The 26,723-nt window shown below is 65.1% G+C and carries 21 protein-coding genes; 7 read left to right on the top strand and 14 right to left on the bottom strand.

Going from position 1 to position 26,723, the window contains the following annotated elements; translation table 11 throughout:
- Positions 1-39 precede the first annotated feature (39 nt).
- The 4 genes from ACVOLS_RS13620 to radC form a co-directional block, all read right to left on the bottom strand.
- Entirely contained in the window at positions 40-792 is a 753-nt protein-coding gene (locus ACVOLS_RS13620; protein ID WP_481533093.1) for an SDR family NAD(P)-dependent oxidoreductase, read from the bottom strand.
- Between the two features lie 640 nt (positions 793-1,432).
- Positions 1,433-2,314: an SPOR domain-containing protein gene (locus ACVOLS_RS13625; RefSeq protein WP_481546034.1), complete on the bottom strand. Its 882-nt coding sequence runs from the start codon at positions 2,312-2,314 to the stop codon at positions 1,433-1,435.
- A gap of 21 nt (positions 2,315-2,335) precedes the next feature.
- Positions 2,336-4,024, bottom strand: a complete 1,689-nt coding sequence (argS, locus tag ACVOLS_RS13630; RefSeq protein WP_481546035.1) for an arginine--tRNA ligase — start codon at positions 4,022-4,024, stop codon at positions 2,336-2,338.
- A gap of 195 nt (positions 4,025-4,219) precedes the next feature.
- Entirely contained in the window at positions 4,220-4,894 is a 675-nt protein-coding gene (gene radC, locus ACVOLS_RS13635; RefSeq protein WP_481546050.1) for a RadC family protein, read from the bottom strand.
- Positions 4,895-4,991: 97 nt separating this feature from the next.
- Here radC and coaBC point away from each other — a divergent pair, with 97 nt between their 5' ends.
- Genes coaBC through ACVOLS_RS13650 form a run of 3 tightly spaced genes read left to right on the top strand, consistent with a single transcriptional unit; the run spans position 4,992 to position 9,064 of the window.
- Entirely contained in the window at positions 4,992-6,233 is a 1,242-nt protein-coding gene (gene coaBC, locus ACVOLS_RS13640; RefSeq protein ID WP_481546036.1) for a bifunctional phosphopantothenoylcysteine decarboxylase/phosphopantothenate--cysteine ligase CoaBC, read from the top strand.
- Positions 6,230-6,697, top strand: a complete 468-nt coding sequence (dut, locus tag ACVOLS_RS13645) for a dUTP diphosphatase (RefSeq protein WP_296253083.1) — start codon at positions 6,230-6,232, stop codon at positions 6,695-6,697. Before coaBC ends, dut begins: the two co-directional genes overlap by 4 nt.
- Before the next feature lie 15 nt (positions 6,698-6,712).
- The gene (locus ACVOLS_RS13650) at positions 6,713-9,064 is read left to right on the top strand and encodes a phosphomannomutase/phosphoglucomutase (protein WP_481546037.1); all 2,352 of its coding nucleotides are present in this window, start codon (positions 6,713-6,715) and stop codon (positions 9,062-9,064) included.
- A gap of 194 nt (positions 9,065-9,258) precedes the next feature.
- Here the strand turns inward: ACVOLS_RS13650 and ACVOLS_RS13655 are convergent, their stop codons facing one another.
- The 8 genes from ACVOLS_RS13655 to pyrE all read right to left on the bottom strand — a co-directional run bounded on the left by ACVOLS_RS13655 (position 9,259) and on the right by pyrE (position 19,127).
- Entirely contained in the window at positions 9,259-9,969 is a 711-nt protein-coding gene (locus tag ACVOLS_RS13655; RefSeq protein WP_481546038.1) for a response regulator transcription factor, read from the bottom strand.
- Positions 9,959-12,619, bottom strand: coding sequence for an ATP-binding protein (locus tag ACVOLS_RS13660; protein ID WP_481546039.1), 2,661 nt, complete (start codon positions 12,617-12,619; stop codon positions 9,959-9,961). Before ACVOLS_RS13660 ends, ACVOLS_RS13655 begins: the two co-directional genes overlap by 11 nt.
- Positions 12,620-12,655: 36 nt before the next feature.
- Positions 12,656-13,264 carry a potassium-transporting ATPase subunit KdpC gene (gene kdpC / locus ACVOLS_RS13665; protein WP_481546040.1) on the bottom strand — a complete coding sequence of 203 codons (609 nt, stop codon included), beginning with the start codon at positions 13,262-13,264 and terminating at the stop codon, positions 12,656-12,658.
- Positions 13,261-15,309, bottom strand: a complete 2,049-nt coding sequence (gene kdpB / locus ACVOLS_RS13670) for a potassium-transporting ATPase subunit KdpB (protein ID WP_481546041.1) — start codon at positions 15,307-15,309, stop codon at positions 13,261-13,263. The genes kdpC and kdpB overlap by 4 nt, the downstream gene beginning before the upstream one ends.
- Positions 15,310-15,317: 8 nt before the next feature.
- Positions 15,318-17,036 carry a potassium-transporting ATPase subunit KdpA gene (gene kdpA / locus ACVOLS_RS13675; protein WP_481546042.1) on the bottom strand — a complete coding sequence of 573 codons (1,719 nt, stop codon included), beginning with the start codon at positions 17,034-17,036 and terminating at the stop codon, positions 15,318-15,320.
- An 11-nt stretch (positions 17,037-17,047) separates the two neighbouring features.
- The gene (locus tag ACVOLS_RS13680; RefSeq protein ID WP_054660392.1) at positions 17,048-17,140 is read right to left on the bottom strand and encodes a potassium-transporting ATPase subunit F; all 93 of its coding nucleotides are present in this window, start codon (positions 17,138-17,140) and stop codon (positions 17,048-17,050) included.
- Positions 17,141-17,747: 607 nt separating this feature from the next.
- A complete protein-coding gene (locus tag ACVOLS_RS13685) occupies positions 17,748-18,452 on the bottom strand; it encodes a hypothetical protein (RefSeq protein ID WP_481546043.1) in 705 nt (234 codons plus the stop codon).
- Between the two features lie 15 nt (positions 18,453-18,467).
- Positions 18,468-19,127: an orotate phosphoribosyltransferase gene (gene pyrE, locus ACVOLS_RS13690; protein WP_282270424.1), complete on the bottom strand. Its 660-nt coding sequence runs from the start codon at positions 19,125-19,127 to the stop codon at positions 18,468-18,470.
- Positions 19,128-19,324: 197 nt separating this feature from the next.
- On the opposite strand from pyrE, the gene ACVOLS_RS13695 reads away from it, so the two are divergent.
- The 3 genes from ACVOLS_RS13695 (at position 19,325) to ACVOLS_RS13705 (ending at position 21,957) form a co-directional block, all read left to right on the top strand.
- Positions 19,325-20,125, top strand: a complete 801-nt coding sequence (locus ACVOLS_RS13695; RefSeq protein WP_481546044.1) for an exodeoxyribonuclease III — start codon at positions 19,325-19,327, stop codon at positions 20,123-20,125.
- On the top strand, positions 20,122-21,651 hold the full coding sequence (locus tag ACVOLS_RS13700) for an AmpG family muropeptide MFS transporter (RefSeq protein WP_481546045.1): 1,530 nt from the start codon (positions 20,122-20,124) through the stop codon (positions 21,649-21,651). Before ACVOLS_RS13695 ends, ACVOLS_RS13700 begins: the two co-directional genes overlap by 4 nt.
- 78 nt (positions 21,652-21,729) lie before the next feature.
- The gene (locus tag ACVOLS_RS13705; RefSeq protein ID WP_481546046.1) at positions 21,730-21,957 is read left to right on the top strand and encodes a hypothetical protein; all 228 of its coding nucleotides are present in this window, start codon (positions 21,730-21,732) and stop codon (positions 21,955-21,957) included.
- 192 nt (positions 21,958-22,149) lie between these two features.
- On the opposite strand, the gene ACVOLS_RS13710 is transcribed toward ACVOLS_RS13705, so the two are convergent.
- Positions 22,150-23,274 (bottom strand): anhydro-N-acetylmuramic acid kinase, encoded by a 1,125-nt coding sequence (locus ACVOLS_RS13710; RefSeq protein ID WP_481546047.1) that lies wholly within the window; start codon positions 23,272-23,274, stop codon positions 22,150-22,152.
- Positions 23,275-23,347: 73 nt separating this feature from the next.
- A complete protein-coding gene (locus ACVOLS_RS13715; protein WP_481546048.1) occupies positions 23,348-24,805 on the bottom strand; it encodes a peptidoglycan DD-metalloendopeptidase family protein in 1,458 nt (485 codons plus the stop codon).
- Between the two features lie 167 nt (positions 24,806-24,972).
- On the opposite strand from ACVOLS_RS13715, the gene tyrS reads away from it, so the two are divergent.
- On the top strand, positions 24,973-26,187 hold the full coding sequence (gene tyrS, locus ACVOLS_RS13720) for a tyrosine--tRNA ligase (protein ID WP_481546049.1): 1,215 nt from the start codon (positions 24,973-24,975) through the stop codon (positions 26,185-26,187).
- The last annotated feature ends 536 nt before the right edge of the window (positions 26,188-26,723 follow it).

The raw sequence follows: 26,723 nt of genomic DNA on the forward strand, positions 1-26,723 counted from the left end.
TCTCCGCGAAGGCGCAGCCAAAGGCTGCGCTTCGTGCGATCAGGCGTTGCGTGCGACCTGGAAGCCCGCAAACGACTGACTTACCGGCATCAACTCGATGCGATTGACGTTGAGGTGTTCGGGCAGCGTCGCCACCCAGAAGATCTGCTCGGCGATGTCTTCGGCAGTCATCGGGCTGGCGCCGCCGTACAGCTGATCGGATGCGGCCTGGTTGCCGTGCGTACGCACCAGGGTGAATTCGGTTTCGGCCATGCCCGGTTCGATCGCGGTCACGCGTACGCCAGTGCCGTGCAGGTCCGAGCGCAGGCCCAGCGAGAACTGGCTGACGAAGGCCTTGGTGCCGCCATAGGCATTGCCGCCCGGATACGGGTAGAGCGCGGCGGTGGAGCTGATGTTGATGATCGCGCCACGGCGCTCTACCAGCTTCGGCAGCAGGTGATGGGTGAGGGTCACCAGCGCGGTGATGTTGGTGTCGATCATGGTGCGCCAGTCTTCCAGGCTGGCGTGCTGGGCCGCAGCGGTGCCTTGGGCGAGGCCGGCGTTGTTGACCAGCAGGTCGATGTCGCGGAAGGCCGGCGGCAACGCGGCGAGTGCGGCCTCCATTGCGGCGGCATCGCGGATGTCGAAGGCGGCGGCGTGGATCTTGTCGGCGCCGAATTCTTCAACCAGCGGCTGCAGGCGCTCGGCACGACGACCGGTGGCGATCACTTTCCAGCCGGCCGCAGCAAAGCGGCGGACAGCGGCGGCGCCGAAGCCAGAGGTGGCGCCGGTGATCAGGGCGGTCTTGGACATTGCGGAATCCTTGGGGCGGGGGATGTTGATTTTCGCACTGTGGGGCGGCTGGGAGTATGGCCGGGGGTGAAAAGCGGTGACCAACGTCAAAAGCCAAGACAACTGCAAAGCCAAAGCTGCCCTCATCCCAACCCTTCTCCCGCAGGCGGGAGAAGGGCTAAAGCTAAAGCTAAAGCTAAAGCTCAAAGCTCAAAGCTCAAAGCCAAAGCTCCCCTCCCCAACCCTCCCCTGCGCCTGCGGCGCAAGGGAGGGGGCACCGCGCGGCTTCGCTTTGCGTCGCCGCGACCTGACCGATCGCACAATCAGCTCCCTCCCTTGCGCCGCAGGCGCAGGGGAGGGTTGGGGAGGGGTGCTCTTTGCAGGGAAATCAACGGCGCAAAGGGAACCAACTATCGAGCAAACGCGCACTCAAAGCCTCAGGTGCGCTGCACGTACCAGGACTGCAACGGCACAAACAAAAACCCCGACATCAACCGATATCGGGGCTCAAATACTCCTGAAGTTCCACTAGCGATCTGTCCGCCCCAATAGCCTCCTTGAGTCAAGGGGGCGCGCCGACAGGCGCAGGGTTTTGGATGTAACGGGCACGGGGCCCAAAGTTTGTTTCACAAACTTTGGGGTGAAGCCGCCGTAGGCGACTTCACTGCGCCTTGATCGCCATGGCCTGCAAGCCAGTGCCGTTGAGCTTGGCCTTGGCTTCTGCCAGTTCGCTGGCGGTGCCATACGGGCCCATGCGCACGCGGTACACGGTGTTGCCGTTGATCTGTGCCGATTCCACGCGCGCCGCCAAACCCATCATCGCCAGTTTGGCCTTGGTCGATTCGGCATCACCCGAAGCACCAAATGCACCCGCCTGCAGGATGTAGCGCACGTTCTCGGTCGCTGCTGCCGGGGCGGCAGTTGCAACCGTCGCTGCCGGAGCAGGAGTTGCCGTGGCAGGCGCCGGCTTGGGAGCCGTGGCCGTAGCTGCCGGAGCAACGCTGGCAACCTGCGTCGGGCGCGCAGCGGTTTCGCTGATCGGTGCCGGCTGGCGGGTGGTCTCGCTCACCGGTGCCGGCAACGGACGCCCTTCCAGCGCAGCCTGCGCACGCTGGGCATCGGTCGGCGGGGTGGCCGGCGTTGCGGCCGCAGTCGCGCGTGCAGCAGCTGCACGACGCTGTTCCTCGGCCTTGGCACTTGCTGCCAACTCGGCGTCGGACATTTGTACTTCGGTGCCTGGCAGCAGGGTGTAGAAGTCGTACTGGGTGGCTGGCTTTTCCTCCGGCTTGGCACCGGCAGGCGTGGCTGGCTTGTTCGATTCCACCCCGGCGTCGACGTCGGCGTCAGCGACCGGTGCCGGCTGTGCGTCCGGGTTGGGTTGCGGGCCTACGCGCAGGAAACCGTCGCCGTCCTTCTTGAACAGGTTCGGCGCCGCCAGGAACACCACCGCCGCAATCGCCACGCCGGCAACCAGCCACACCCAGCCGGGCGTGCCATTGTCGTTGTTGCGCCGGGCTTGGGTTTTGCCGCGTCGTGCTGCCATGTCTACTGCGTCTCCAGGTGTTTACATCTTTTCCGGGGCACTGACGCCCAGGATGCTCAGGCCATTGGCCAGGGTCTGCCGTGCGGCGCTGGCCAAGGTGAGCTTGGCGTTGCGCTCGACTGCATCATCCACCAGCACGGGGGTGCCGTGATACCACGTGTGGAAAGCGTGTGCCAATTCACGCAGGTACTGCGCGATCTGGTGCGGTTCCAGCGCGATGCCGGCCGCTTCCACCACTTCCGGGTAGCGCGAGATTTCGTTCATCAGTTCCAGCGAGGCGTCGTCGCCGAGCCGCGACAGTGCAGCCAGGCCTTCGGCCTGCTTGTAGTCCAGGCCCTTCTCCTGCGCCTGGCGCAGCAGCGAGCAGACGCGGGCATGCGCGTACTGCACGTAGAACACCGGGTTGTCGCTGCTCTGCTGGCGGGCCAGGTCGATGTCGAAGGTCAACTGCGAGTCGGGCTTGCGCGCGATCAGGAACCAACGCACCGCATCGCTGCCCACTTCCTCGATCAGGTCGCGCAGGGTCAGGTAGCTGCCGGCACGCTTGGACAGCTTCACTTCCTCACCGCCGCGCATCACCGTCACCATCTGGTGCAGCACGTATTCCGGCCAGCCCTTGGGAATGCCCAGGTTCAGTGCCTGCAGGCCGGCGCGCACGCGCGCCAGCGAGCCGTGGTGGTCGGCGCCCAGTTCGGTGATGGCACGTTCGTAACCGCGCTGCCACTTGCTCAGGTGGTAGGCCACGTCTGGCAGGAAGTAGGTGAAGGTGCCGTCGGACTTGCGCATCACGCGGTCCTTGTCGTCACCAAAATCGGTGGAGCGCAGCCACAACGCGCCGCCTTCCTCGTAGGTGTGGCCGGAGCTGATCAGCTGCTGCACGGTTTCGGCAACCTTGCCGTCCTTGTACAGCGAGCTTTCCAGGAAGTAGATGTCGAAATCCACGCCGAATGCGGCCAGGTCCAGGTTCTGCTCGTTGCGCAGGTAGGCAACGGCGAAACGGCGGACTTCCTCCAGGTTCTCGGCATCCTTGGCACCGACGATCTGGCTGCCTTCCAGGTCCACCGTCTCACCGAGCAGGTAGGCCTTGGCCACGTCGCCGATGTATTCACCGTTATAGGCTTCGGCCGGCCACTGCGCGTCGCCCGGCTTGAAGCCACGCGCACGCGCCTGCACCGACTTGGCCAGGTTTTCGATCTGCACGCCTGCGTCGTTGTAATAGAACTCGCGCTTGGCGTTCCAGCCGTTGACTTCCAGTACGCGCGCAATGCAATCGCCGATCACACCGGCGCGGCCGTGGCCGACATGCAGCGGGCCGGTCGGGTTGGCCGACACGTATTCGACACCGACGCTGCGGCCATTGCCACTCAGGTTGCGGCCGTAGTCTTCGGCTTCCTTCAGCACGCTGACCACTTCGCGCTGGTAGGCCACCGGCGAGAGTTTGAAGTTGATGAAGCCAGGGCCAGCGATCTCGACATTGACGATGTCGTCGCTGGCCGGCAACGCGTCAACCAACGCCTGCGCGACGGCGCGCGGATTGCTGCGCGCGGCCTTGGCCAGCAGCATGGCGGCGTTGGTGGCGAAATCACCGTGTTCGCGGGTCTTGGGTCGCTCGACCACGAAATCCGGCGGCAGGGTGTCGGCAGGCAAAGTGCCGTTGGCGCGCAAGGCTTCGATGCCTTGGCCGATGAGGGCGCGGAGTTGGGCTTTCACGTGACTATTCTGCTTGAAGCGCGGAACTGACCATTTTACCTGACCTGCGGCAAGGCCGCCCGCGGCACGCCAGCTGGGGTCAGCAATGTCAAAAAAACGGAAAAACCGCGTCGGCCAGCGGTCAAGGGGATCCCGGTGCCCGACTAGGCGGTTTTGGGGGCCGGGGTAGGCGGAGGGTGGTTCAGGCTGAGCGGTTCAGACCCAGCCCCGCGCGGCCAGCGACACCGGCGTGCCGTCACCGATCACGAAGTGGTCGAGCAGGCGGATATCCACCAGCGCCAAGGCCTGCTGCAGCCGCGTGGTGATGGCGCGGTCTGCCGCCGACGGTTCAGGGTTCCCGGACGGGTGGTTGTGCCCGACGATTACCGCCGCAGCGTTGTGTGCCAAGGCTTGGCGGACGACTTCACGCGGATGCACCTCGGCGCTGTCTACCGTTCCTGTGGATAACTCTTCAAAGGCCAAGGCACGATGGCGATTGTCCATGAACAGCACGGCGAACACCTCCTGCGGCCGGTGGCGCAGGCGCTGGGCGAAGTAGCGGCCGGCGGCGGCCGGGTCGGTCAGTGCATCGCCGCGCTCCAGCCCGGCGGCCAGATGGCGCCGGCCCAGTTCCAGCGCGGCGCTGAGCTGGCAGGCACGCGCCGGGCCCAGTCCGGGCAGTTTGGCCAGTTGCGGGGCGCTGCGGTCCAACAGCGCCCGCAATGGGCCGTACGCCTGCAACAGTTCGCGCGCGGTCTGCACCGCATCACGCCCGCGCAGGCCCGAACCGAGGAAAATCGCCAGCAGTTCCGCATCGGAAAGTGCGGCCGCACCACGTGCCAATAATTTTTCGCGCGGGCGTTCAGCGCTGGGCCAATCACGGATATGCATGAGTGGCAGATTCACCGCCATTTGCCAAAAACTGGATCAGGCGTAACAAAGCCTTCGGTTAAGCTAACCCTTCTTCTGTACCTAGGAATCCCCATCCGTGACCAGCGTTTCCCCCACTTCCCGCCCCTTGGAAGGACAGAAGCTGCTGCTATGCGTCGGCGGCGGCATCGCTGCATACAAGTCGCTGGAGCTGGTGCGTAGGCTGCGTGATGCCGGCGCCACCGTGCAGGTGGCGATGACGGCTGGTGCGCAGCAGTTCGTCACCCCGCTGAGCTTCCAGGCGCTGTCCGGCCATCCCACCCGCACCACGCTGTGGGACAGTGCTGCCGAGCAGGCCATGGGTCATATCGAACTGGCGCGCTGGGCCGACCGCATCATCATCGCCCCGGCCACGGCCGACCTGCTGGCGCGGTTGGCGCACGGCAATGCCGACGATCTGGTGACCACGCTATGCCTGGCCACTACCGCGCCGCTGACCGTGTGCCCGGCAATGAACCATCGCATGTGGCTGCACCCGGCCACCCAGGCCAACATGGCAGTGCTGTGCGAGCGCGGCGTGCAGGTGATCGGGCCGGAAGACGGCCCGCTGGCCGAAGGCGAATCCGGCCCGGGTCGGGTTAGCGAGGCAGCGACCATCATTGCTGCGCTTGCCGGCAATGTGGCACCGCAGGCAGCGGCCAAGCCAAGCCGCCTGAACGGCATGCGTGTGCTGATCAGCGCCGGTCCTACCTATGAAGATCTGGACCCGGTGCGCTACGTCGGCAACCGCTCCAGCGGCAAGATGGGCTATGCCCTGGCCGCCGCCGCCGCCCGTCAGGGCGCGCAGGTGGTGCTGGTCAGCGGACCGGTACAGCTGGCCACGCCGGCCGGTGTGCAGCGCATCGATGTGCGCTCGGCCGCGCAGATGCGTGAGGCCGTACTCGGTGCCTTGCCGGCCGATATCTACATTGGCGCGGCCGCCGTGGCCGATTACACGCCGCGCCAGGTCTCGCCGCAGAAGCTGAAAAAGACCGCCGGCACCCAGACGCTGACGCTGGAACTGGTGCGCACCGCCGACATCCTGGCCGAAGTGGCCGTGCAGGAGCAGGCCTTGAAGCTGGTGGTGGGCTTTGCCGCCGAAACTCACGATGTGGAGAAGTACGCGCGCGGCAAGCTGGCCGACAAGCACCTGGACCTGATCATCGCCAACCAGGTCGGCATCGCCGGCAATGGCTTCGAGAGTGACCAGAACGCGGCCGTGGCCTACTGGAATGGCGGCCTGCGCGAGTTCCCGGGCACCGCCAAGACCCAGCTGGCCGAACAATTACTGGATTTGATTGCCGAGAGGTTGGACGCATGAGTAATGGACTGCAGCCCTTGCAGGTGAAATTGCTGGACCCGCGCTTCGGCGACAGCTGGCCACTGCCGGCCTACGCCACCGAGGCCAGCGCCGGCATGGACCTGCGCGCGGCGACTGAAGCCCCGCTGACGCTGGAGCCCGGTGATGCGGCCCTGCTGCCCAGCGGCATCGCGATCCATATCGCCGATCCTGGCCTGTGCGCGGTGGTTCTGCCGCGCTCCGGGCTGGGCCACCGCCACGGCATCGTGTTGGGAAATGGCACGGGCCTGATCGATGCCGATTACCAAGGGCCACTGTTGATCAGTGTGTGGAACCGCGGACGCGACGCCTTCACCATCGAACCGGGCGATCGGATCGCGCAGTTGGTGGTGATGCCGATTGCACGGGTGACGTTGCAGGTAGTAGATACTTTCATCGACAGTGCACGTGGAACGGGTGGATTCGGCCACACCGGGGTGCGCTGACAGGGGGAACGCACGATGAGCCAAGGGAACGAGAGCGGGCGGCCACGTCCTGCGCTGGGTCGATCAACGCCACTGCTGGCGGTACTGCTGCTGCTGTTGGCCGGCTGGTTCGGCTGGAGCGCGGTAGATCAATGGATGCAGTCCGGTACCAGTGCCGGGCTTGAGCAATCCCGCGATCAGGCCGTGACCGGCGTGCAGCAGGCATTGGCCGCCCAGACCGCGCAGTTCGGCAAGCAGCTGGCGCTGGAGCCAGTGAAAGTTGCGCTGGCCAGCGGCGATGCCGCCGCCGTCGCTTTGGCGGTACGTGACAAGTGGACCGGCGTGGAAGACGCGCAGGTTCTCGACGCCAGCCTGGCCGAGGCTTATACCGACCCGGCGGCGTTTGGCTACTCGCGGCTGGCACTGCTGGAACAGGCCATGGCCACCGGCCAGCCGGTAGCGCTGGTGGTCCGCGATGGCGGCAGCCCGAGGCTGGGCCTGGCCGCACCGGTGCTGTTGCAGGGCAAACCGGCGGTGATCTACATCCGTCAGCCGTTGACCCGGCTGACCTCCGTGTTTGATGGCATCGATTCGCCGAGCAGTGCCTTCCTCGGGCTGCGCCAGGGCAGTTTCACCATCGTCCAGAAGGGCGCCACCGATCTGGGTAACAGTGCCGATGTACTGGCGCGCCCGGTGGGGGACACCGGCCTGCGCGTTGTGGCCGAATTGCCGGATGCCAGCACTGGCTTGATGGGTCTTGGGGTGGTGACCAGCGCCATCGTGGCGTTGTCGTTGTTGGCCATCGCGTTGCTGTTGCTGCTGGGCCGCAAGCGTTTGGCGAATCTACCTGTCCTGCGCAAGAACACCGTACAGGCCGACGATGGCGGCCCGACCCTGCAGGAAGCGCTGGAGCAGGACCCGCAGCCGCTGCCGGTCGCGGCCACTGCGCGCGCGGATGATGCGCCGCCGGCGCGCGTCGAGCCGGGCGCTGACGCGGTCCTGCCGGTCATCTTCCGTGCCTACGACATCCGCGGCGTGCTTGGTGCCGAGTTGAATGCCAATGTCGCCACGCTCATTGGTCAGGCCATCGGCAGCGAAATGCAGGCGCAGGGCCTGCGCGATGTGGTGGTGGGCCGTGACGGTCGTCTGTCCGGACCGGAACTTGCCGATGCCTTGATCACCGGCCTGCGCCGCGCCGGTTGCGATGTGATCGATATCGGCATGGCCCCGACGCCGGTGGTGTACTTCGCCAGCTATCACCTGCGCGCTGGCAGCTGCGTGGCGGTCACCGGCAGCCACAACCCGCCGGACTACAACGGCTTCAAGATCGTCATCGGTGGCGAGACGCTGTCCGGCGACGCCATCACCGACTTGTACAAGCGCATCCAGGAAGGCCGCCTGCAGCATGCCGATAGCGAAGGCAGCCTGCAGCAGCGCGAGGTCATCAACGACTACGTGCAGCGCATTGCCGACGATGTGCAGCTGGACCGCCCGCTCAAGATCGTTGCCGATGCCGGCAACGGCGTGGCCGGCGCGGTGGCGCCGCAGTTGCTGGAAGCCATTGGTGCCGAGGTGATTCCACTGTACTGCGAGGTGGATGGCGACTTCCCCAACCACCACCCGGATCCCAGTGACCCGCACAACCTCGAAGACCTGGTGCAGATGGTCAAGCGTTTCGACGCGGACCTCGGTGTGGCCTTCGATGGTGATGGCGACCGCCTGGGCGTGGTTACCAAGGACGGCAAGATCATCTTCGCCGACCGCCTGCTGATGCTGTTCGCCGCCGATGTGCTGGCCCGCAACCCCGGCGCGATGGTCATTTACGACGTGAAGTGCACGGGCAAGTTGTCGGATTACATTCTGCGCAATGGTGGCAGTCCGATGATGTGGAAGACCGGGCATTCACTGGTCAAGGCCAAGATGCGCGAGACCGATGCAGAGCTGGCCGGTGAGATGAGCGGCCACTTCTTCTTCAAGGAGCGCTGGTACGGCTTTGATGATGGTCTGTATGCAGCGGCGCGCCTGTTGGAGATTCTTGCGCAGCGTGATGAAGAACCGTCCGAGGTATTGAACGAGCTGCCGGATGCGGTGTCCACGCCGGAGCTGAAGGTGGCAGTGGAAGAAGGTACCCAGCATGCGCAGGTGGCCTTGATCGTGGCCGCAGCGCAGGTGGAGGACTCGCCGTTCGCAGGCGCGCGCATCTCGACGATCGACGGCCTGCGGGCCGACTTCAGCGATGGCTGGGGTCTGGTGCGCGCCTCCAACACCACGCCGGTGCTGGTGCTGCGCTTCGAGGCCAATGACGAAGTGGCGCTGGAGCGGATCAAGGGCGTGTTCCGCGAGCAGTTGCTGCAGGTGTTGCCGGCGGGGACCGAACTGGGTTTCTGATCGATTGATGCCGTTGCACGAAAGGCCGTCCGCGCGCTGCGTGGGCGGCCTTTCTTCGTTTTTGCTTTTGTGGGAGCGGCGTCAGCCGCGAAGCCAATGCACCTTCAGCTTCAGGGTGGCTGCAATCGCCGATTGCTTGGCGGCGGTTGTTTCACCCGCTTCGCGGCTGACGCCGCTCCTACAAGCTGTGCCGCTCACGCCCCACCAAACCGCAAACCAACCCCCGGCTCGGTAAACAGATAGCGCGACTCCAGTGCCGAATCGCCCAGCTTGTGCCGCAACCGTCCCACCAGGATGCGCAGGTAATGCGTGTCGTGCCGGTGCGTTGGTCCCCAGATTTCCTGCAGGATCTGTGGCTGGGTCACTACCCGTCCGGCATTGCGCAGCAACAACGCCAGCAACGCGTACTCCTTGCGGGTCAATGCAATCGCCTCGCCATCCACGCGCACATCGCGGCGCGACAGGTCGATATGCAGGCGGCCGTCATCGAACACCGGCACCTGGCCTTCGCTGTCGGTGCTGCGGCTGCGCAGCAGCGCACGCACCCGCGCCATCAACTCCTGGGTGCCGAACGGCTTGGTCACGTAGTCGTTGGCGCCGTTGTCCAAGGCGCGGACCTTTTCGGCTTCACCGGCGCGCACACTGAGCATGATCACCGGCACCTGGCTCCATTGCCGCAGCTCTGCCAGTACGTCGTGGCCTTCCATGTCGGGTAGGCCGATATCCAGCACCACCAGATCGGCGCCATCCTCGGCCAGCCGCTGCAGGCCTTCGGCGCCGTTGGCGGCCTGGCTGACCGCATAACCCTGCGCGCGCAATGAAATATCCAGAAAGCGCCGGATCTGCACTTCGTCATCGACCACCAGCACGCGCGGCGGCGGAATGGCCGGCGTCTCAGCCGTCATCGCGCGGGCTCTCGGGGTGTGGCTGGAGCAGGGGCAGGGTCATGCGTATCAGCGTACCGCGTCCGTCGCGTCCCGGCAGCGCTTCGACGCTGCCGCCATGGGCGCCGATCATGCCCTGGCAGATGGTCAGGCCCAGACCCGTGCCTTGGCGGCCGCGATCACCGCGCTCCACGCTGTAGAACATGTCGAAGATGCGCGAGCGCTCGGCATCGGGGATGCCGGGGCCGGCGTCGATCACCTCGATACGCAGCTCGTTGGCCTGCTGTCGCGCGCGCACCTCCACCGGCACGCCCGGTGGCGAGAACTTGGCGGCGTTCTCCATCACATTAAATACCGCCTGCTCGACCAGCGCCGGGTGCACCCAGATCGGTGCCATGTCCGCTGGGATATCCAGCTGCAGGCGTACGTCCGGTTGGTAGCGCTGCAGGCGGCGTGCGGCCGAGCCGATCAGCTCGTCCACGCCGATCCAGTCACGGTTGAGCTTCAGCCCGTCGTGGCCGAGCCGGGTCATGTCGAGCAGGTTCTGGATGTAGCGGTCCAGACGTTCGCCCTCGACCACGATGGTGTCGAGCAGGGCGCGGCGGTCGCTGGCATCCATCGCATCGGCGTAGTTGGACAGGCTGTCGGCCGAGCCGATCATCGCCGCCAGCGGTGAGCGCAGGTCGTGCGACACCGAGGACAACAGGGCCGAGCGCAGACGCTCGGTTTCGTTGTGCAGATGGGCGGTTTCCAGATCGGCCACCAGCCGTGTGCGCAGGGCCGCCTGGGCGATGTCGTCGGCCATCGCTTCCACCAGCTGGCGCTGTTCCGGGGCCAGCCGTGGATGCTGATGGTCAAAGCGCAGGCCTGCCACGCCTATTGCGTGCGCTTCGCCGTCAAGCAGCGGCAGGAACCACCAGCCGGCACCGGCCAGCGTATCGGTGAAGCGGCCGGCCGGCTGTCCATGGCGCAGCGCCCAATCGGCGGCAGCCAGATCGGTGTCACCCGGTGCAGCCGTGCCACTGGTGCTGATGTCCTCGACCAGTCGCACCCAGGCCGGTGCATCCAGCGCCTGTTCCAGTGCCACGCGGCCGGCATGCGCGACCTGCGCGTTATCTGTGGCACCAACCAGTTGCCGGCCCAGCGTCTGCCGCACATTGGCATGGCGATTGGCCGCGCGCAGTGCCACCACCTGCATGCGCAGGCGTGATGCCAGGCGGCCTGCGACTAATGCGGCGGCGAGGAACAGAAAGACGGTGATCACGCCTTGCCGCGCGCTGATCGCAAAGGTGAAGCGTGGTGCGATGAAGAAGAAATTGTAGGCAAGGAAGCACAGCGTCGCCGCCAGCACCGCTGCACTCATGCGGGTGCGCGCGGCCACCAGCACCACCGCGACGATGAACACCATCGCAAGGTCGCTCAGGCCTATCCAGTGCTCGCCCAGCCATGCGGCGAGGCAGGCACCAGCGGTGGCCAGCACCGCCGTCATCGCATCCTTGCCCCAACTGTCCGGGGCCAGCGACAAACCGAAGCGACGTGCATTGGCGCGCGCCTGCGGGGGGCTGATGATGGTGATCTCGTAGTGCGCGCCGCGTTGGATCAACTGCTGGGTCAGGGTCTGGTTGAACAACCGTGCCAATGGTCGTTCGCGGGTACGGCCCAGCACCAGCGACGACACCGCGTTGTGCGCGGCGTAGTCGAGCAGCGCATCGGCAATGCCCGGCCCATGCAGCAGCTCGGCATCACCGCCCAGTCGCCGTGCCAGTGCGAATGCATCATCGATCTCGCGGCGGGTGGCTTCGTCGTGGCGCCGGTGCTGCACGGTCACCACCGTCCATGGCGCATCGCGGCGCTCGGCAATACGCCGCGCCACCCGCACCAGATACTCGCTCTGGCCGCCGCCATCGATGGCGACCACCACCCGTCGCCGCAGCGGAAGGTTGCCTTCGCCGCGTGCGGCGCGGGTCTCGCGCAGGCTGCTGTCGACGCGGTCGGCGGCTTCCTGCATCGCCAGTTCCCGCAAGGCAGTGAGGTTGGCCGGCGAGAAGAACGCCTGCAGTGCCTGCGCCGCCTGTTCCGGTACGTAGACCTTGCCTTGCTGCAGGCGTTCGATCAGCTCGCGCGGCGGCAGGTCGACCAGCACGATGTCGTGCAGGCGGTCGAACACCACGTCGGGCACGGTCTCGCTGACGCGCACGCCGGTGATACGCATCACCACATCGTTGAGGCTTTCCAGATGCTGGATGTTGATCGTGGTCCACACGTCGATACCGGCATCGAGCAGCTCCATCACATCCTGCCAGCGACGTTCGTGACGACTACCGGGAGCGTTGCGATGGGCCAGCTCATCGACCAGCACCAGTACCGGCTTGCGGGCCAGCACCGCATCCAGGTCCATCTCCTGCAGCTGATGGCCGTGATACTCCAGCGTGCTCATCGCGATGCGCGGCAGGCCATCGAGCAGGGCGGCGGTGTCGTTGCGGCCGTGGGTTTCAACCACGGCCGCCGCCACATCCACACCGCGCCGCAGCTGTTCCTGGGCGCGGGTGAGCATGCTGAAGGTCTTGCCCACGCCCGGTGCGGCGCCGAGGAAGACGGTCAGCTTGCCACCGGCATCGCGTTGCAGGGCCTCGGCCAAGGCATCGGCCTGGCGGCTACGGGAGTCGTTCATGGCCACGATTGTGCGCTGTTGCTGGTGCGGCCGACATCACGGCGCATGCGCGGCCTGATCCAAGGCCCGGTTGAGGGCAATCACGTTGATGCGTGGCTGGCCGAACACGCCCCATTGGCGGTCCTGCAGCTGTGCATCAACCAGTGCCTGCACCTGTGCCAGCGGCAAACCACGTGCAGCGGCTACGCGTGCCACCTGCACCTGTACGGCAGCCGGTGACAGTTCCGGGTCCAAGCCGCTGGCCGACTGCGTGACCAGATCGCCCGGCACGGTGGCCGGATCAATCTTCTCGCGCGCTGCGGCGGCAGCAGTGGCTTCGCTGACGCGCTTGACCAGGTCTGGATTGCTGCGCGCCATGTTGCTGCCGGCCGCGGCCATCGGATCGTAGTTGGCAGCCGAAGGACGCGTCTGGAAGTAGCCATCGCCAGTGAACGGCTGCGCCAGATACAGCGAGCCACGCACCTGTCCGTCGGCATCGCGGATCAGGCTGCCGTCAGCCTGCGCCGGAAACAGCGAACCGGAGATGCCGGTCGCCAGCACCGCATAGACCAGGCCGGTGCCGAGCAGGCCGAACAGGGACAGACCAATGGCCGGCCGCCACAGCGGGTTGCCGGAACGACGGGAGGAAGTGTTGGAGGTGTTCATGCGCCAAATACCAGAGCAAGCAGGAGGTCGATGGCCTTGATGGCCGCAAATGGCAGCAACACGCCGCCGAGGCCGTACACCAGCATGTTCCGCCGCAGCAGTGCGGTGGCGGTGGCCGGACGGAAGCGCACGCCACGTAGGGCCAGCGGAATCAGGGCCGGGATCACCAAGGCATTGAAGATCAGCGCCGCCAGCACCGCATTGCGCGGGCTCGACAGCTGCATCACATTCAAGGCTGCCATCGACGGAATGCTGGCGGCGAACAGTGCTGGCAGGATCGCGAAGTACTTGGAGACGTCATTGGCCAGCGAGAAGGTCGTCAGCGCGCCCCGGGTGATCAGCTGTTGCTTGCCGACTTCCACCACTGCCAGCAGCTTGGCCGGATCCGAGTCCAGATCGACCATGTTGCCGGCCTCCTTGGCCGCCTGCGTACCGGAGTTCATCGCCAGACCAATATCGGCCTGGGCCAGTGCCGGCGCGTCGTTGGTGCCGTCGCCGACCATTGCCACCAGTCGGCCACCGGCCTGCTCGGCGCGGATACGTGCCAGTTTGTCTTCCGGCCGTGCCTGCGCGATGTAGTCATCAACACCGGCTTCGGCGGCAATGGCGGCAGCGGTGAGCGGATTGTCACCGGTGATCATCACCGTGCGGATGCCCATTGCCCGCAGCTGGGCGAACTTTTCGCGCATACCGTGCTTGACCACGTCGGCGAGTTCCACCACGCCGAGCACATGCCGGCCTTCGCTGACCACCAGCGGGGTGGCACCGCCACGGGCAACCTGGTCGACCCGCGCCTGCAGCTCGTTCGGCACCGTTCCACCCAGCGCCAGTACATGCGCGGTGATGGCATCGGCGGCGCCCTTGCGGATGCTGCGACCGTTGTCCAGGTCGACGCCGGACATGCGGGTTTGTGCGGTGAAGGACAGGTACTCCGCTTTTTCCGGCTCGGCGGTGGTGCAACCCTGCTCGCGGGACAGACGCACGATGGATTTGCCTTCCGGAGTCGGGTCGGCGAGTGAGGACAGCAGCGAGGCTTCGCGCAGCTGTGCGGCGTCGATGCCGGCCAGCGGATGGAAGTGGGTGGCCTGACGGTCGCCGTAGGTGATGGTGCCGGTCTTGTCCAGCAACAGCACGTCGACGTCGCCGGCTACTTCCACGGCCTTGCCGGATTTGGCCAGCACATTGGCTGACAGCGCACGGTTCATGCCGGCGATGCCGATGGCTGGCAGCAGGCCGCCGATGGTGGTCGGGATCAGACACACCAGCAGGGCGATCAGCAGTAGCGGATCCACGCTGACGCCGACAAAGCCTGCAATCGCCGGCAGCGTTGCCACCACCACCAGGAAGGTCAGCGACATTGCCGCCAGCAACAGGGTCAGCGCGATTTCGTTCGGCGTCTTCTGCCGGTTGGCACCTTCGACCAGCGCAATCATGCGGTCCAGGAAGCTATGGCCCGGCTCGGCACTGACCCGTACCACGATCTCATCGGACAGCACCTTGGTGCCGCCGATCACGCCGGAACGGTCGGTGTCGGCCTCGCGCAGTACCGGTGCCGATTCGCCAGTGACGGCAGCTTCGTTGATGGTGGCCAGGCCACGCACGATCTCGCCATCGGCCGGCACGAACTCGCCGGCACTGACGATCACATACTCACCCGGGCGCAGCTCGGCAGCCGGCACACGGCTTTCGGCAGCACCCTGCAACGGCGTGGCGACTCGCCGTGCGACCAGGTCCTGACGGGCACGTCGCAGCGACGCGGCCTGGCCACGACCACGTGCTTCGGCCACGGCTTCGGCGAAATTGCCGAACAACACCGTCACCAGCAGGATCGCGGTAACGGCCAGGCCGAAGCCCAGCGGCGCAGTGCCGCTGAGAGTGACGATCAGCGCCAGCACGGTGCCGACCATCACCACCGCCATCACCGGGTTGTGCAGCAGGTGCAACGGCGACAGCTTGCGTACCGAGTCGATCAGCGCACGGCGCAGGCCGGCCGCATCAAGCAGGGCGGGGCGGCGCGATGCCGCGGGAGAAGTAGAGCGGTTCATGGGGGCGTTCACGGCGACGGAGCTCCCTGCAGGGCAAGCAGGCTCAGGTGTTCGGCCACCGGGCCAAGCACCAGCGCTGGCAGGAACTGCAGCACGGTAAGGACGATGACCACGCAGATAAGCGTCAATGCGAAGGTCGGGGTTTCAATCTGCAGGCTGCCGGCGCTTTGCGGCACCTGCCGTTTGGCTGCGAGCTGGGTGGCGATGATCAGCGGGATGATCAGGATCGGGAACCGGCCCAACGCCAACACCAGCGCACAGCTCAGGTTCCACCAGACGGTGTTGTCGGCCAGCCCTTCAAAGCCGGAGCCGTTGTTGGCATAGGCTGAAGTGAACTCGTAGAACACCTGGCTGATGCCATGGAAACCAGGATTGGAGGTGCCTGCCAGGCCGGGGATGGCCAGGGTCAGCGCGGTCAGGCCAAGCAGGGTGATCGGCTGCAGCAGCACCAGTACCGCGAGCAGGCGCACCTGTGGCGTTTCCAGCTTGCGGCCGAGCAGTTCGGGTGTGCGTCCGGTCATCAAGCCGGCCAGGAACACCGCCATCATCAGATAGACCAGGAACTGCTGGATGCCGCAGCCAATGCCGCCCCAGATCGCGCTGACCAGCATGTTGACGATGGGCATCATGCCGCCGAGCGGGCTCAACGAATCATGCATACCGTTGACCGAGCCGTTCTGCACCTGGGTGGTGATGGACGACCACAGCGCTGTGCCATCGGCGCCGAAGCGGGCTTCCTTGCCTTCCATCAGCAGCGCACTGGCGGCGCTGGCGCTGTGACCTTCCAGCCACAGGCTGGCGCTGGTGGTGATGACCGACATGGTCAGCATGCAGCCAAATACCAAGGCGCCAAAGCGACGCCGGCCGGTGAAGGCGCCGAGCATGCAGATGATGGCCATCGGAATCAGCAGGATGCCGATCAGTTCCAGCGCATTCGACAATGGCGTCGGGTTTTCCAGCGGGAAGGCGCTGTTAGGGCCGTACCAGCCGCCGCCATTGGCACCGAGCTGCTTGGCCGCGACCATTGCTGCGACCGGGCCGAGCGGGATCTTCTGCGTTTCCATGCCGGCACTGGCATCGATCGGCGTCGCCTGCGGGCCAGCGGCCAGCGTGGAGGGCACGCCCTGCCAGTTCAGCAGCAGCGTCCACAGCAGGCACAGCGGCAGCAGAAAGCGCAGGCACAGACGCACCACGTCGGCGTAGTAGTTGCCTACGGTGACGCGCACCGGTGCATTGCCGGTGTCGTTTGTTGCCGGTTTCATGAACAAGGCACGCAGCGTTGCCACCGCAAGTGCCAGGCCCATCATCGGTGTGATCACCTGCAGGCCGGTGATGCCGGTCATCTGCGAGAAGTAGGACAGCTGCGCCTGGCCGCTGTAGTGCTGTTGGTTGGTGTTGGTCAGGAACGAGACCATGGTGTGGAAGGCGGTGTCCCAACGCATGTTGGGGATGTTGTCCGGGTTCAACGGCAACCAGGCCTGGGTCATGAACACCGCCTGGGTCAGCACTGCCAACACCAGGTTGCTGAGCAGGAAGGCGACCACATAGCCGCGCCAGGACATGGAATGCTTGGGATCAACGCCGAGCACGCGGTACAGCGGTTTTTCGATCCAATGGAAGAGGACGTCGATACGCATCGGCGTACCGCGCATCAGCCGCGCCAGGTACAGGCCGAGCGGCCAGGCCAGCGCCAGACTGGCCAGAATGATGAGGATGGGTTCAATCACGACGGCACTCCTCAGAACGACTCAGGTCGTAGGACCGCGTACAACAGGTAGGCAGCGGCGATCAGCACCACTACACCGCACAACAGAGCAAGCCAGCCGGGCATGGAAACCTCGAATCAGGATCAGGACGCGGCCGGGGCTGCCGGAGTACGCGTCGGTGGACGGGTAGGGCGGCAGGCAGGCGCGAACGACAAGTCTGATCACCCCGATCAGGCCGCTATCGTCCGCCTGAGGGGCGTAAACGATCGACGCTGCTGGGGCGGGGCTGGCGTAAAAGGCGCGTAAAAAGTGGGGTTTTGGGCGAGGCGAGGGGAATTGCGGTGGGAACAGTGCCGGAGCAGAAACGAAAGCCACAAGCCACAAGCCAGAAGCCCCCTCATCCGCCCCTTCGGGACACCTTCTCCCGTAAACGGGAGAAGGGACAGTCCTGGCCTGCGGCTGGCTCTGCTGTGGCTCTGCTGCAGTTCGCGGGCTTTCTGCCGCCTGTGGACTTTCAGCAACTGGCGAACTTTCATACGCAGGGAGCCAATCCCTTCTCCCGCCTGCGGGAGAAGGTGCCCCGAAGGGGCGGATGAGGGGAAGCTTTTGACTGGAAGCTTCTAAAAAAAAAGCGACCCCAAGGCCGCTTTCATTCGCAATCCGACAATTTATCGATAAAGCTGCTGCCGAGCATGGCTCGGCACTACAACCGACGTCTACCGCCTAGGCCGCTCAGCCCTTGGCTGGCGCTGCATTTGCAGCAGGTGGGGCTGCTGCCGCAGCCGGCGCGGGAATCCCCTTGAGCTCGCGATATCGCGCCAGGCTCTCGGCAATTTCAACTTCCAACGCCTGCCGCTGCTGCTCAAATGCCGTCTGCAGGCGCAGCTGTGCCAGCAGCTCGTTGTGACGCTGGCGGATCTCGCCGGCCTGCTTGTCAGGTACCTTCTGCCCGGCCAGCTCCCTGTTGCCGGCTGTGGCGAGCTGGGAGGCCAAAGCGCCACGCAGGCTGGTCACGTTGAAGACCGCGGTCTTGATGTTGTTGTCGACAATCGCCGTGCGTTCGCTGAACACACGGCGCAGATCATCTTCAGTGGCGTACGTGGACAGCATCGCCTGCTCGGTACGCTTGCGCGTGTCCGCCGCCGCTGCGTCCACTTCCTGTTGGGCTTTGGCCAGGGCCGCGTCTGCACGTTCTTCGGCGGTGAGCGCGCGCTGCACATCGGCACCACGGATGCCGCTGCGTGCATTGAACTCCTCGCGTGCCTTGTTCACCGCTTCCGGTGGCAAGGTGTCCGAGCAGATGCGCTTGCCGCCCTCATCCCAGCAGTACAGCTTCTTGCCAGGATCGGACGGCTTGTTCTGGGCGAGCGCCGGCATTGCCAGCGCAGCCAGCATCAGCAACAACGTTGCAGTGGTTTTGGACGGATTCGGCACCATGGCAGCCCCCTGCTATCAGCCTGTCGGATTGCTCCCGTAGTGGCCACGGTAGGCCAGCAACGGTTCGCGATAGCCAACAAGTTCCGGGTTCCCGGAGGCGAATGCAAGCAGGTCGGCCAGATTGGCCACGGCAATCACCGGAATGCCGGTTTCGGCGGACACGGCCTGGGCGGCCGAACGGCGGTCTTCTTCCGAAGCGATCTCCTGGCGGTCCAGTGCCACCACGATGCCGGCCGGGATGCCCTTGGCCTCACGGATGATGGCCAGGGCCTCGCGGATGGCGGTGCCGGCGGTGATCACGTCGTCGACGATCAGGATGCGCTTGCCTGCCATGTCGGCGCCGATCAGGGTGCCGCCTTCGCCGTGGTCCTTGGCTTCCTTGCGGTTGAAGGTCAACGGCAGGTTGCGACCGCGGTGCGAAAACTCGCAGGCAATCGAGGTAGCCAGCGGGATGCCCTTGTAGGCCGGGCCGAACAGCTGGTCGAAGGCAATACCGGCGGCGTCGATGGCGTCGGCGTAGCAGTTGCCCAGCTGGGCCAGCGCCAGGCCGGTGTCAAAACGGCCGGCGTTGAAGAAATACGGGCTTACCCGGCCAGACTTCAGGGTGAACTGGCCAAAACGCAGCGCGTCGGCATTCAGCGCCAGCTGCAGGAAACGGGAACGGTGGTCACTCATGTAAATACGCTGTCTTATCGTCTATTGAGGCTCCTAGGGTAAAGCATGGCCCTTGCAATTGCTGCGCTGCGGGTCCGGACAGGGGCCCCGCAGCGAACCGGGCTGCTATCAGGGGAAAGCTGAGGCCCGGTTTGTCGGCCGCCCCGGTCCGGGCGGTATGCTGTGCCGGTCTTGAGCTTTCCCAACAGCGGTCCTTCATGCGTATTACCAGCTTCAATGCCAACGGCATCCGTTCGGCCACCACCAAGGGCTTCAACGAGTGGTTCCTGGCCCAGCAGGCCGATGTGCTCTGCATCCAGGAAACCAAGGCGCAGGAGTCGCAGCTGACCGACGCGCTGTTCCGCCCGGATGGCCATCACTGCTTCTACCGCGATGCCATCACCAAGAAGGGCTATAGCGGTGTAGGCATCTGGAGCCGACGCGAGCCGGACGAGGTGCGTACCGCACTGGGCTGGGCACCGTTCGACGACGAGGGCCGCTACATCGAGGCACGCTTCGGCAACCTCAGCGTGGTCTCGTTCTATATCCCCTCCGGCTCCTCGGGCGATCTACGCCAGGGCTTCAAGTACGAGGTGATGGAGTGGCTCAAGCCGATCCTCGACGAATGGCTGGCCAGCGGCCGTGACTACGTCCTGTGCGGCGACTGGAACATCGTGCGCAGCGCGCTGGACATCAAGAACTGGAAATCCAACCAGAAGAACTCCGGCTGCCTGCCGCAGGAGCGCGACTGGATGAACGGCTTCTGCGCCGACCAGGCCGAGTTGACCGATACCGCCAACGGCCGCGGCTGGGTCGATGCCTACCGCGCGCTGCATCCGCAAGGCCAGGATTACACCTGGTGGAGCAACCGCGGCGCGGCCCGTGCCAACGACGTCGGTTGGCGCATCGACTACCAGTTCGTCACCCCGGGGTTGCGTGAGCGCCTGCGCGGCAGCTCGATCTACACCGGGCAGCGCTTCTCCGACCATGCCCCGTTCACCGTGGACTACGACCTGTGACGGAAGCGGTAGTGGAGGCCCCGCCGGCCGGGCTGCAACGCCTGCGCCGGTTGTTCGTGATCCTGCTGCTCGGTTTTGCCTCCGGCCTGCCACTGGCGCTGACCGGTGGCGCGATGCAGGCCTGGCTGACGGTGGACGGGTTGGACCTGGTCACGCTTGGCTTCCTGTCGCTGATCGGCATCCCCTACACCTTCAAGTTCCTGTGGGCACCACTGATCGACCGCTTCGATCTGCCGCTGCTCGGCCGCAGGCGCGGTTGGATCGTACTGATGCTGTTCGCGCTGGGCGCGGCATTGACCTTGATGAGCACGCTGTCGCCATCGCGCAACCTGGCGTTGTTTGCGTCCGTGGCGGTGCTGGTGGCCTGCTTGTCGGCCACGCTGGATGTGGTGATTGACGCCTATCGCACCGACCTGCTGGCGCCGGCCGAGCGCGGCCTGGGTGGTTCGCTGACCGTGCTGGGTTACCGGCTGGCGATGGTCCTGTCTGGCGGCATCACCCTGATCTGGGCCGAGCAATGGCAGAGCTGGCCGCAGGTCTATCGGGTCATGGCGGGCCTGTCGGTAGCGGTCGGCGTATTGGCACTGCTGTTGATGCCGCAGCTGCCGGAGCGCTTCAAGGCACCGGTTTCCAAGGCTGGCGGCGAGCTGCGTGGTTTCCTGGCACTGGTCGCGGGCGTGGCGCTGGGTGCATGGCTGGCGCATCAGGCGCTGGTGCTGATCGGATTGGATCCGGACAGTGCGGATCGTTGGGTGCGGCTGGTGTTCGTCGTCACCCAGATCGCGGCGGCAATGGTATTGGGGCTGGGCGTCACCCGCTGGGTGCAGTTCGAGACGCTCAATGCATCGCTGCGCAGCTATTTCGGCATGCGCGGCGCGGGTGCGTTCCTGGCACTGGTGGTGCTGTACAAGGTGGGCGATGCGTTCGCGCTGAGCCTGTCCACCCCGTTCCTGCTCAAGGGCATGGGTTTCAGCCAGGCTGAAGTGGGTTTGGCCAATAAGACCATCGGCCTGCTGATGACGATTGTGGGCGCCATCGTCGGCGGCTTCTTCCTGCTGCGCCTGCGCCTGTCGACGGCGGTGATCGGTTTTGGCGTGCTGCAGCTGGTCTCCAATCTCGGTTTCTACCTGTTGGCACGGGAAGGGGCAGGGGCCTGGGGCACGGTTGAAGTGCCAGCGTTCAACCTGCTGATCGTCCACCTGGACCAGCCGACGCCGATGGATGGCCTGCTGCTGTTTGCGTTGAGCCTGGATAACTTCGCCGGTGGCATGGGCACGGCCGCATTTGTTGCACTGCTTAGCGGCCTCTGCGGTACACGCTTCTCGGCCACCCACTACGCCTTGCTATCGGCATTCGCGACCTTGGGGCGGGTGTTTGTCGGGCCGTTTGCCGGTGTGTTGGCCGACGCCTATGGCTGGCAGATTTTCTTCCTGGTATCGGTGGTGGTTGGCATGCCAGGCCTGCTGATGGCGTGGTGGCTGCGACGCGAGGTCGACGCCACCACCCAGCTGTCGCGCGCGGGTTGATCTTGCGCACCGATTGAATCCTCCGGCGGTGTCGTTGATGATGCCGCCGGGGGATCCACCGACAGCAATGTGGTGCACATGGCCGACGTGACTCTGCGGGATATCGATCCGGTGCTGATGGAGCGCATTCGTCGGCTGTCGGTGGCGCGCGGCTGGACCCGCGAGCAAACCTGTCTGGCGTTGCTGGAACAAGGTTTGTTCACCAGCGAGCAACACGTACGTGGCGGCTTTGAAGACCCCGAAGTAGACGTCCTCTCCGAAGCCATCAAGGCCCTGCAGGCCCTACCAACCGGCAGCGACATCTGAGAACTGTAGAGCCGAGCCATGCTCGGCTGAAGCCTTCCCGGCAATGCCTGAAATGCCTGTAGGAGCGGCGTAAGCCGCGAAGTCACTGAAGGATCCGGCGTAGACAGCGCTGGGCAATCCCGCATTGGGTATGCACGTCGCGTGGACGCAGGGTCAGCTTCGCGGCTTACGCCGCTCCTACAACCCCGGGGCTCACGCCAAATGAATCGCGCCCAGAATCCTCGGCCCGCGCGCGCCGCTGACGCTGGGCAGGTTGCCCGGCCGCCCAGCCAGCGTTTCCTGCGCCAGCCACGCAAAGCCCATCGCTTCCATGTAATCCGGATCCAATCCGTGCTCGGCACTGGAGCCGATCAGGACGCTCGGTAGCCGCGCCTGCAACCGTGACAGCAACTGCGGGTTGCGCACCCCACCGCCGCAGACCAGCACCCGCCGCGCAGCCGGCAACTGCGTCAGCAGCGCAGCGGCGACCGTGGCTGCCGTCAGCTCCAGCAACGTCGCCTGCACATCCGCAGGTGACAACGAGGCTGCACCGAGCTGCGCCTCCACCCATTCCAGATGGAACTGCTCGCGACCGGTGCTCTTCGGCGGCGGGAGTGCAAACCAAGGCTCGGCCAACAAGCGCTCCAATAGCGCCGCATCCACTTGGCCACTGGCCGCAAACGCCCCATCAGCATCAAACGCATGACCAAGATGGCGCTGGCACCAAGCGTCCAGCAAGGCATTGGCCGGGCCGGTATCAAAGCCGCGGATGCTGCCATCGCGCGCAATCAGGCTGAGGTTGGCGATGCCGCCGAGATTGAGCACCGCGCGGTCTTCGTCGGCGCTGCCCAGCATCGCTAGGTGGAAGGCCGGCATCAGTGGTGCGCCATGGCCGCCAGCGGCCACATCACGGCGGCGGAAGTCGGCCACGGTGGTGATGCCGGTCAGCTCGGCAATACGGTTGGCATCGCCGATCTGCCAGGTGAAAGCCGGGGTGCTCAGCGGCCGGTGACGGATGGTCTGGCCGTGTGAGCCGATCGCCTGCACCTGCGCGCGCTGCACCCCGGCTTCTTCCAACAGCTGGTTGGCAGCGCTGGCGAAGGCGATGCCAACACTTGCATCCAGTTGCCCCAGTGCATCCATCGACGCGGGCTCACCGCCTTGGCCCAGCGCGATCAAGGCATCGCGGGTCGTGCCATCCCAGGCATGCGTGTAACCGTGCACGAAGCGGCAGCCGCCACTCTGCGGAAACTGCACCAGCGCCGCATCGATGCCGTCGGCACTGGTGCCGGACATCAAGCCAAGGAACAGGGGCAGCTGTGGATCAACAGAGGTCATGGCGGTCGCCAAAAAGAAACGGGCAGGGAAGCTTCAAGCTCCCTGCCCGTATCGTCAACGGTGTTGCGCTGGCTCAGCCGCGCTTGCCGCCTGCTGCCGGTGCGGCTGCGGCAGTCTGCGTTGCCGCCGGCTGCTTGCTGTCGCCGGCATCAGCGTAGATCAGTTCTTCCATGCCCTGGATGCGCGCCATCGCCGGTGCGGTCTGTGCGCGGAACGCGGCCAGATCAGCACCCTGCAGCGGCTGCGGCGGCGGCATCGTCACCGACAGCGGATTGCGGTGCACGCCGTTGACGCGGAATTCGTAATGCAGATGTGGGCCGGTCGACATGCCGGTGGAGCCCACGTAGCCGATCACCTGGCCCTGGTTCACGCGCTGCCCGGCACGGTAGGGGCCAAGCCGCGACATATGCCCGTACAGGGTGGTATGACCGCTGCCGTGGTCGAGGATCACCACGTTGCCGTAACCGCGCTGGGTGCCGGCGAACTGCACGCGCGCGTCGCCGGCGGCCATGATCGGGGTGCCGGTGCGGGCGGCGTAATCCACGCCCTTGTGGGTGCGCATGGTGCCGAGAATGGGATGGCGGCGGGTGCCGAAGTTCGAACTCAGGCGGGCGAACTGGATCGGCGAACGGATGAAGCTCTTCTTCAACGAACGACCATTGAGGTCGAAGTACTCCGACTTGCCGGCGCGATCAAAACGGAAGCCGGTATAGGTCTTGCCGCCGGTCTGGAAGGTCGCCGCCAGGATCTTGCTGGTGTCGATGCGCTCGCCTTCGCGCCAGGTTTCGTCCAGCACCACGCTGAAGCGGTCGCCCGGCTGCAGGTCCTTGGAGAAGTCGATGTCGTACTTGAAGATTTCATCGGTCATCGTGGCGATGGCCGACGGCGACAAGCCAGCCTTGCGGGCGGCGTTGTACAGCGAACTGGTGATTTCACCACTGGCCACCACAGTGCGGGTGCTGGTTGCCCGCTCGCTGACCTTTTCGCGGATCTGGTCGCCCTGCAGGCTCAGCTCAACGCGGTGATTGCCATCGCGGTCGAAGCGGATGCTGCGCAGCGTGCCATTGACCGGCAGGTCGAAGGCGATTTCGGCGCCGGGGCGCAGCTTGGTCAATACATCGCGGGTACCGGGGTGATCGAGCACCTTCTGCATCGTGCTGGCCGGCACACCAGCAGCGGCGAACAGGTCACTCAGGGTCTGGCCGCGCTCCACCCGCTGGATCTGCCAGCTGTCGCCCGGGGTTTCGCCGCGCCGCGCCAGCGACAGCGGCGGCAAGGGCAGGGCAAGCGTGGAGTGCGCCGACGGCAGATTGCTGTCGATGGAATTGGAAAAACCGGGAACGATCGTGGCCGCCAATGCACCGATGGTGACGAACAGGCTGGCGTGGATCCAATGCCGCCGGTTCCAGCGTTCGTTGAACGCGGCGGGCAGATGTTCCTTCAACTTCCGATGCAGGGCGTTGTCGTGCAGGACATGAAGTCTTTCCTGGAAGCGCTGTTTGCGCGCGGAGCCATGATCGGGTTGGGACATCGGTCGGTTCTCTGGTCGACCCGGATCGCGGGCCCAAACGCAGGTAACATAGACACCTATCAATACCGCGTCAAACCATTGAGCCGCATGGCTTTTCAATCGGTTAACGTGGTTAACTTGTACTTAACACCATTCATGTTTTTGACTGCGAAGTCGGGAGTTTTAGCGTGTCCTCGATTGATGAAGCCCTTGCCCTGATCGGTCGCGGAGCCGACGAAATCCTCAAAGTGGAAGACCTGCGCCAGCGTCTGGAAAGCGGCCGCCCACTGCGTGTAAAGGCCGGCTTCGACCCCACCGCGCCGGATCTGCACCTGGGCCACACCGTATTGCTGAACAAGCTGCGGCAGTTCCAGGACCTCGGCCATCAGGTCATTTTCCTGATCGGCGACTTCACCGGCATGATCGGCGACCCGTCCGGCAAGAGCCTGACCCGCAAGCCGCTCAGCAAGGAAGACGTGCTGGCCAATGCGCGCACCTATGAAGAGCAGGTGTTCAAGGTGCTGGACCGCGAGAAGACCGAAGTCCGCTTCAATTCCGAGTGGTTCGGCAAGATGAGTGCGGCCGACATGATTCGCTTGGCTGGCCAGCACACCGTCGCCCGCATGCTCGAGCGCGACGATTTCGCCAAGCGCTACGCCGCCCAGCAGTCCATCGCCATCCATGAGTTCCTCTACCCGCTGGTGCAGGGCTACGACTCGGTGGCACTGGAAGCGGACGTCGAGCTCGGCGGCACCGACCAGAAGTTCAACCTGCTGATGGGCCGCGGCCTGCAGGAGCACCACGGGCAGAAGGCGCAGATCGTGCTGACCATGCCGCTGCTGGAAGGCCTGGACGGCGTCAACAAGATGTCCAAGTCGCTGAACAACTACATCGGCATCAGCGAGCCGGCCATCGACATGGTCACCAAGACCATGAAGGTGGACGACACCTTGATGTGGCGCTGGATCGACCTGCTCAGCTTCGACATCTCCATCGACGAGGCCAAGCAATTGCGTGCCGACGTCGAGGCCGGCACCATCAACCCGCGCGAGATCAAGCTGCGCCTGGCGCGTGAGCTGACTACCCGTTTCCACGACGCCGCTGCCGCCGAGCAGGCGATTGCCGGTTGGAATGCCGCCGTGACGGGGCAGGGCGACATCACCCAGCTGCCGCTGCAGGAAGTCGCCATCCCGGCCGAAGGTCTGCGTATCGGCGCGCTGCTGACTGCTGCCGGCTTGACCCCGAGCAACTCCGAAGCCTCACGCAAGCTCAAGGAGCGTGCGGTGAAGGTGGACGGCGAAGTGGTCGAAGACGCACAGACCGTGCTGCAGCCCGGCTTCGAAGGCTTGCTGCAGGTGGGCAAGCGCACCTTCGCCCGTGTCCTGTTGGTAGCAGCCAACTGACAGCGCAAGCGAGCAAAGCTCCCTCTCGCACAAATGACGCTCAAAGCCCCTCTCCCGCCTGCGGGAGAGGGGTTGGGGTGAGGGCAGAGCGAAGTACTGATGCTTCAGCGCAAGTGAAGCTCAAACCGGTCGGGCGAGGTCCATGTCTTGATCGGGCCGCACACTAATAAGGTGCAAACAAAGCACTCCCAGCTTCCCCCTGCGGCCCAATGAACGAAAGTTGGAAAAAACCTCCAGCACCCCCTTCACAAATCCCGCAAAGAAGCACATACTTCACCTCCCCCGACGCAGGGGCCTCGCAAGAGGCGCAAGCGGAAGGAAAGCTTGAAGTCACCGCCTCGGTTGAGGTGTTGACGAAGCAGAAAAGCCACCATATAATGGGCGGCTCGCTACGACGGAAACGTCGCAGCCTACGAAGAAGGCGCTGAGGCCCGATTCGAAGTTCTTTGAAAGTATGCGCAGGTATCTTGTGAGGACGCCTGCAGGAATGGATGACTGTCCATCTTGCAGACGTTTAATCAAGCAATGATTCAATT

This window comes from Stenotrophomonas sp. STEN038 (assembly GCF_056759895.1).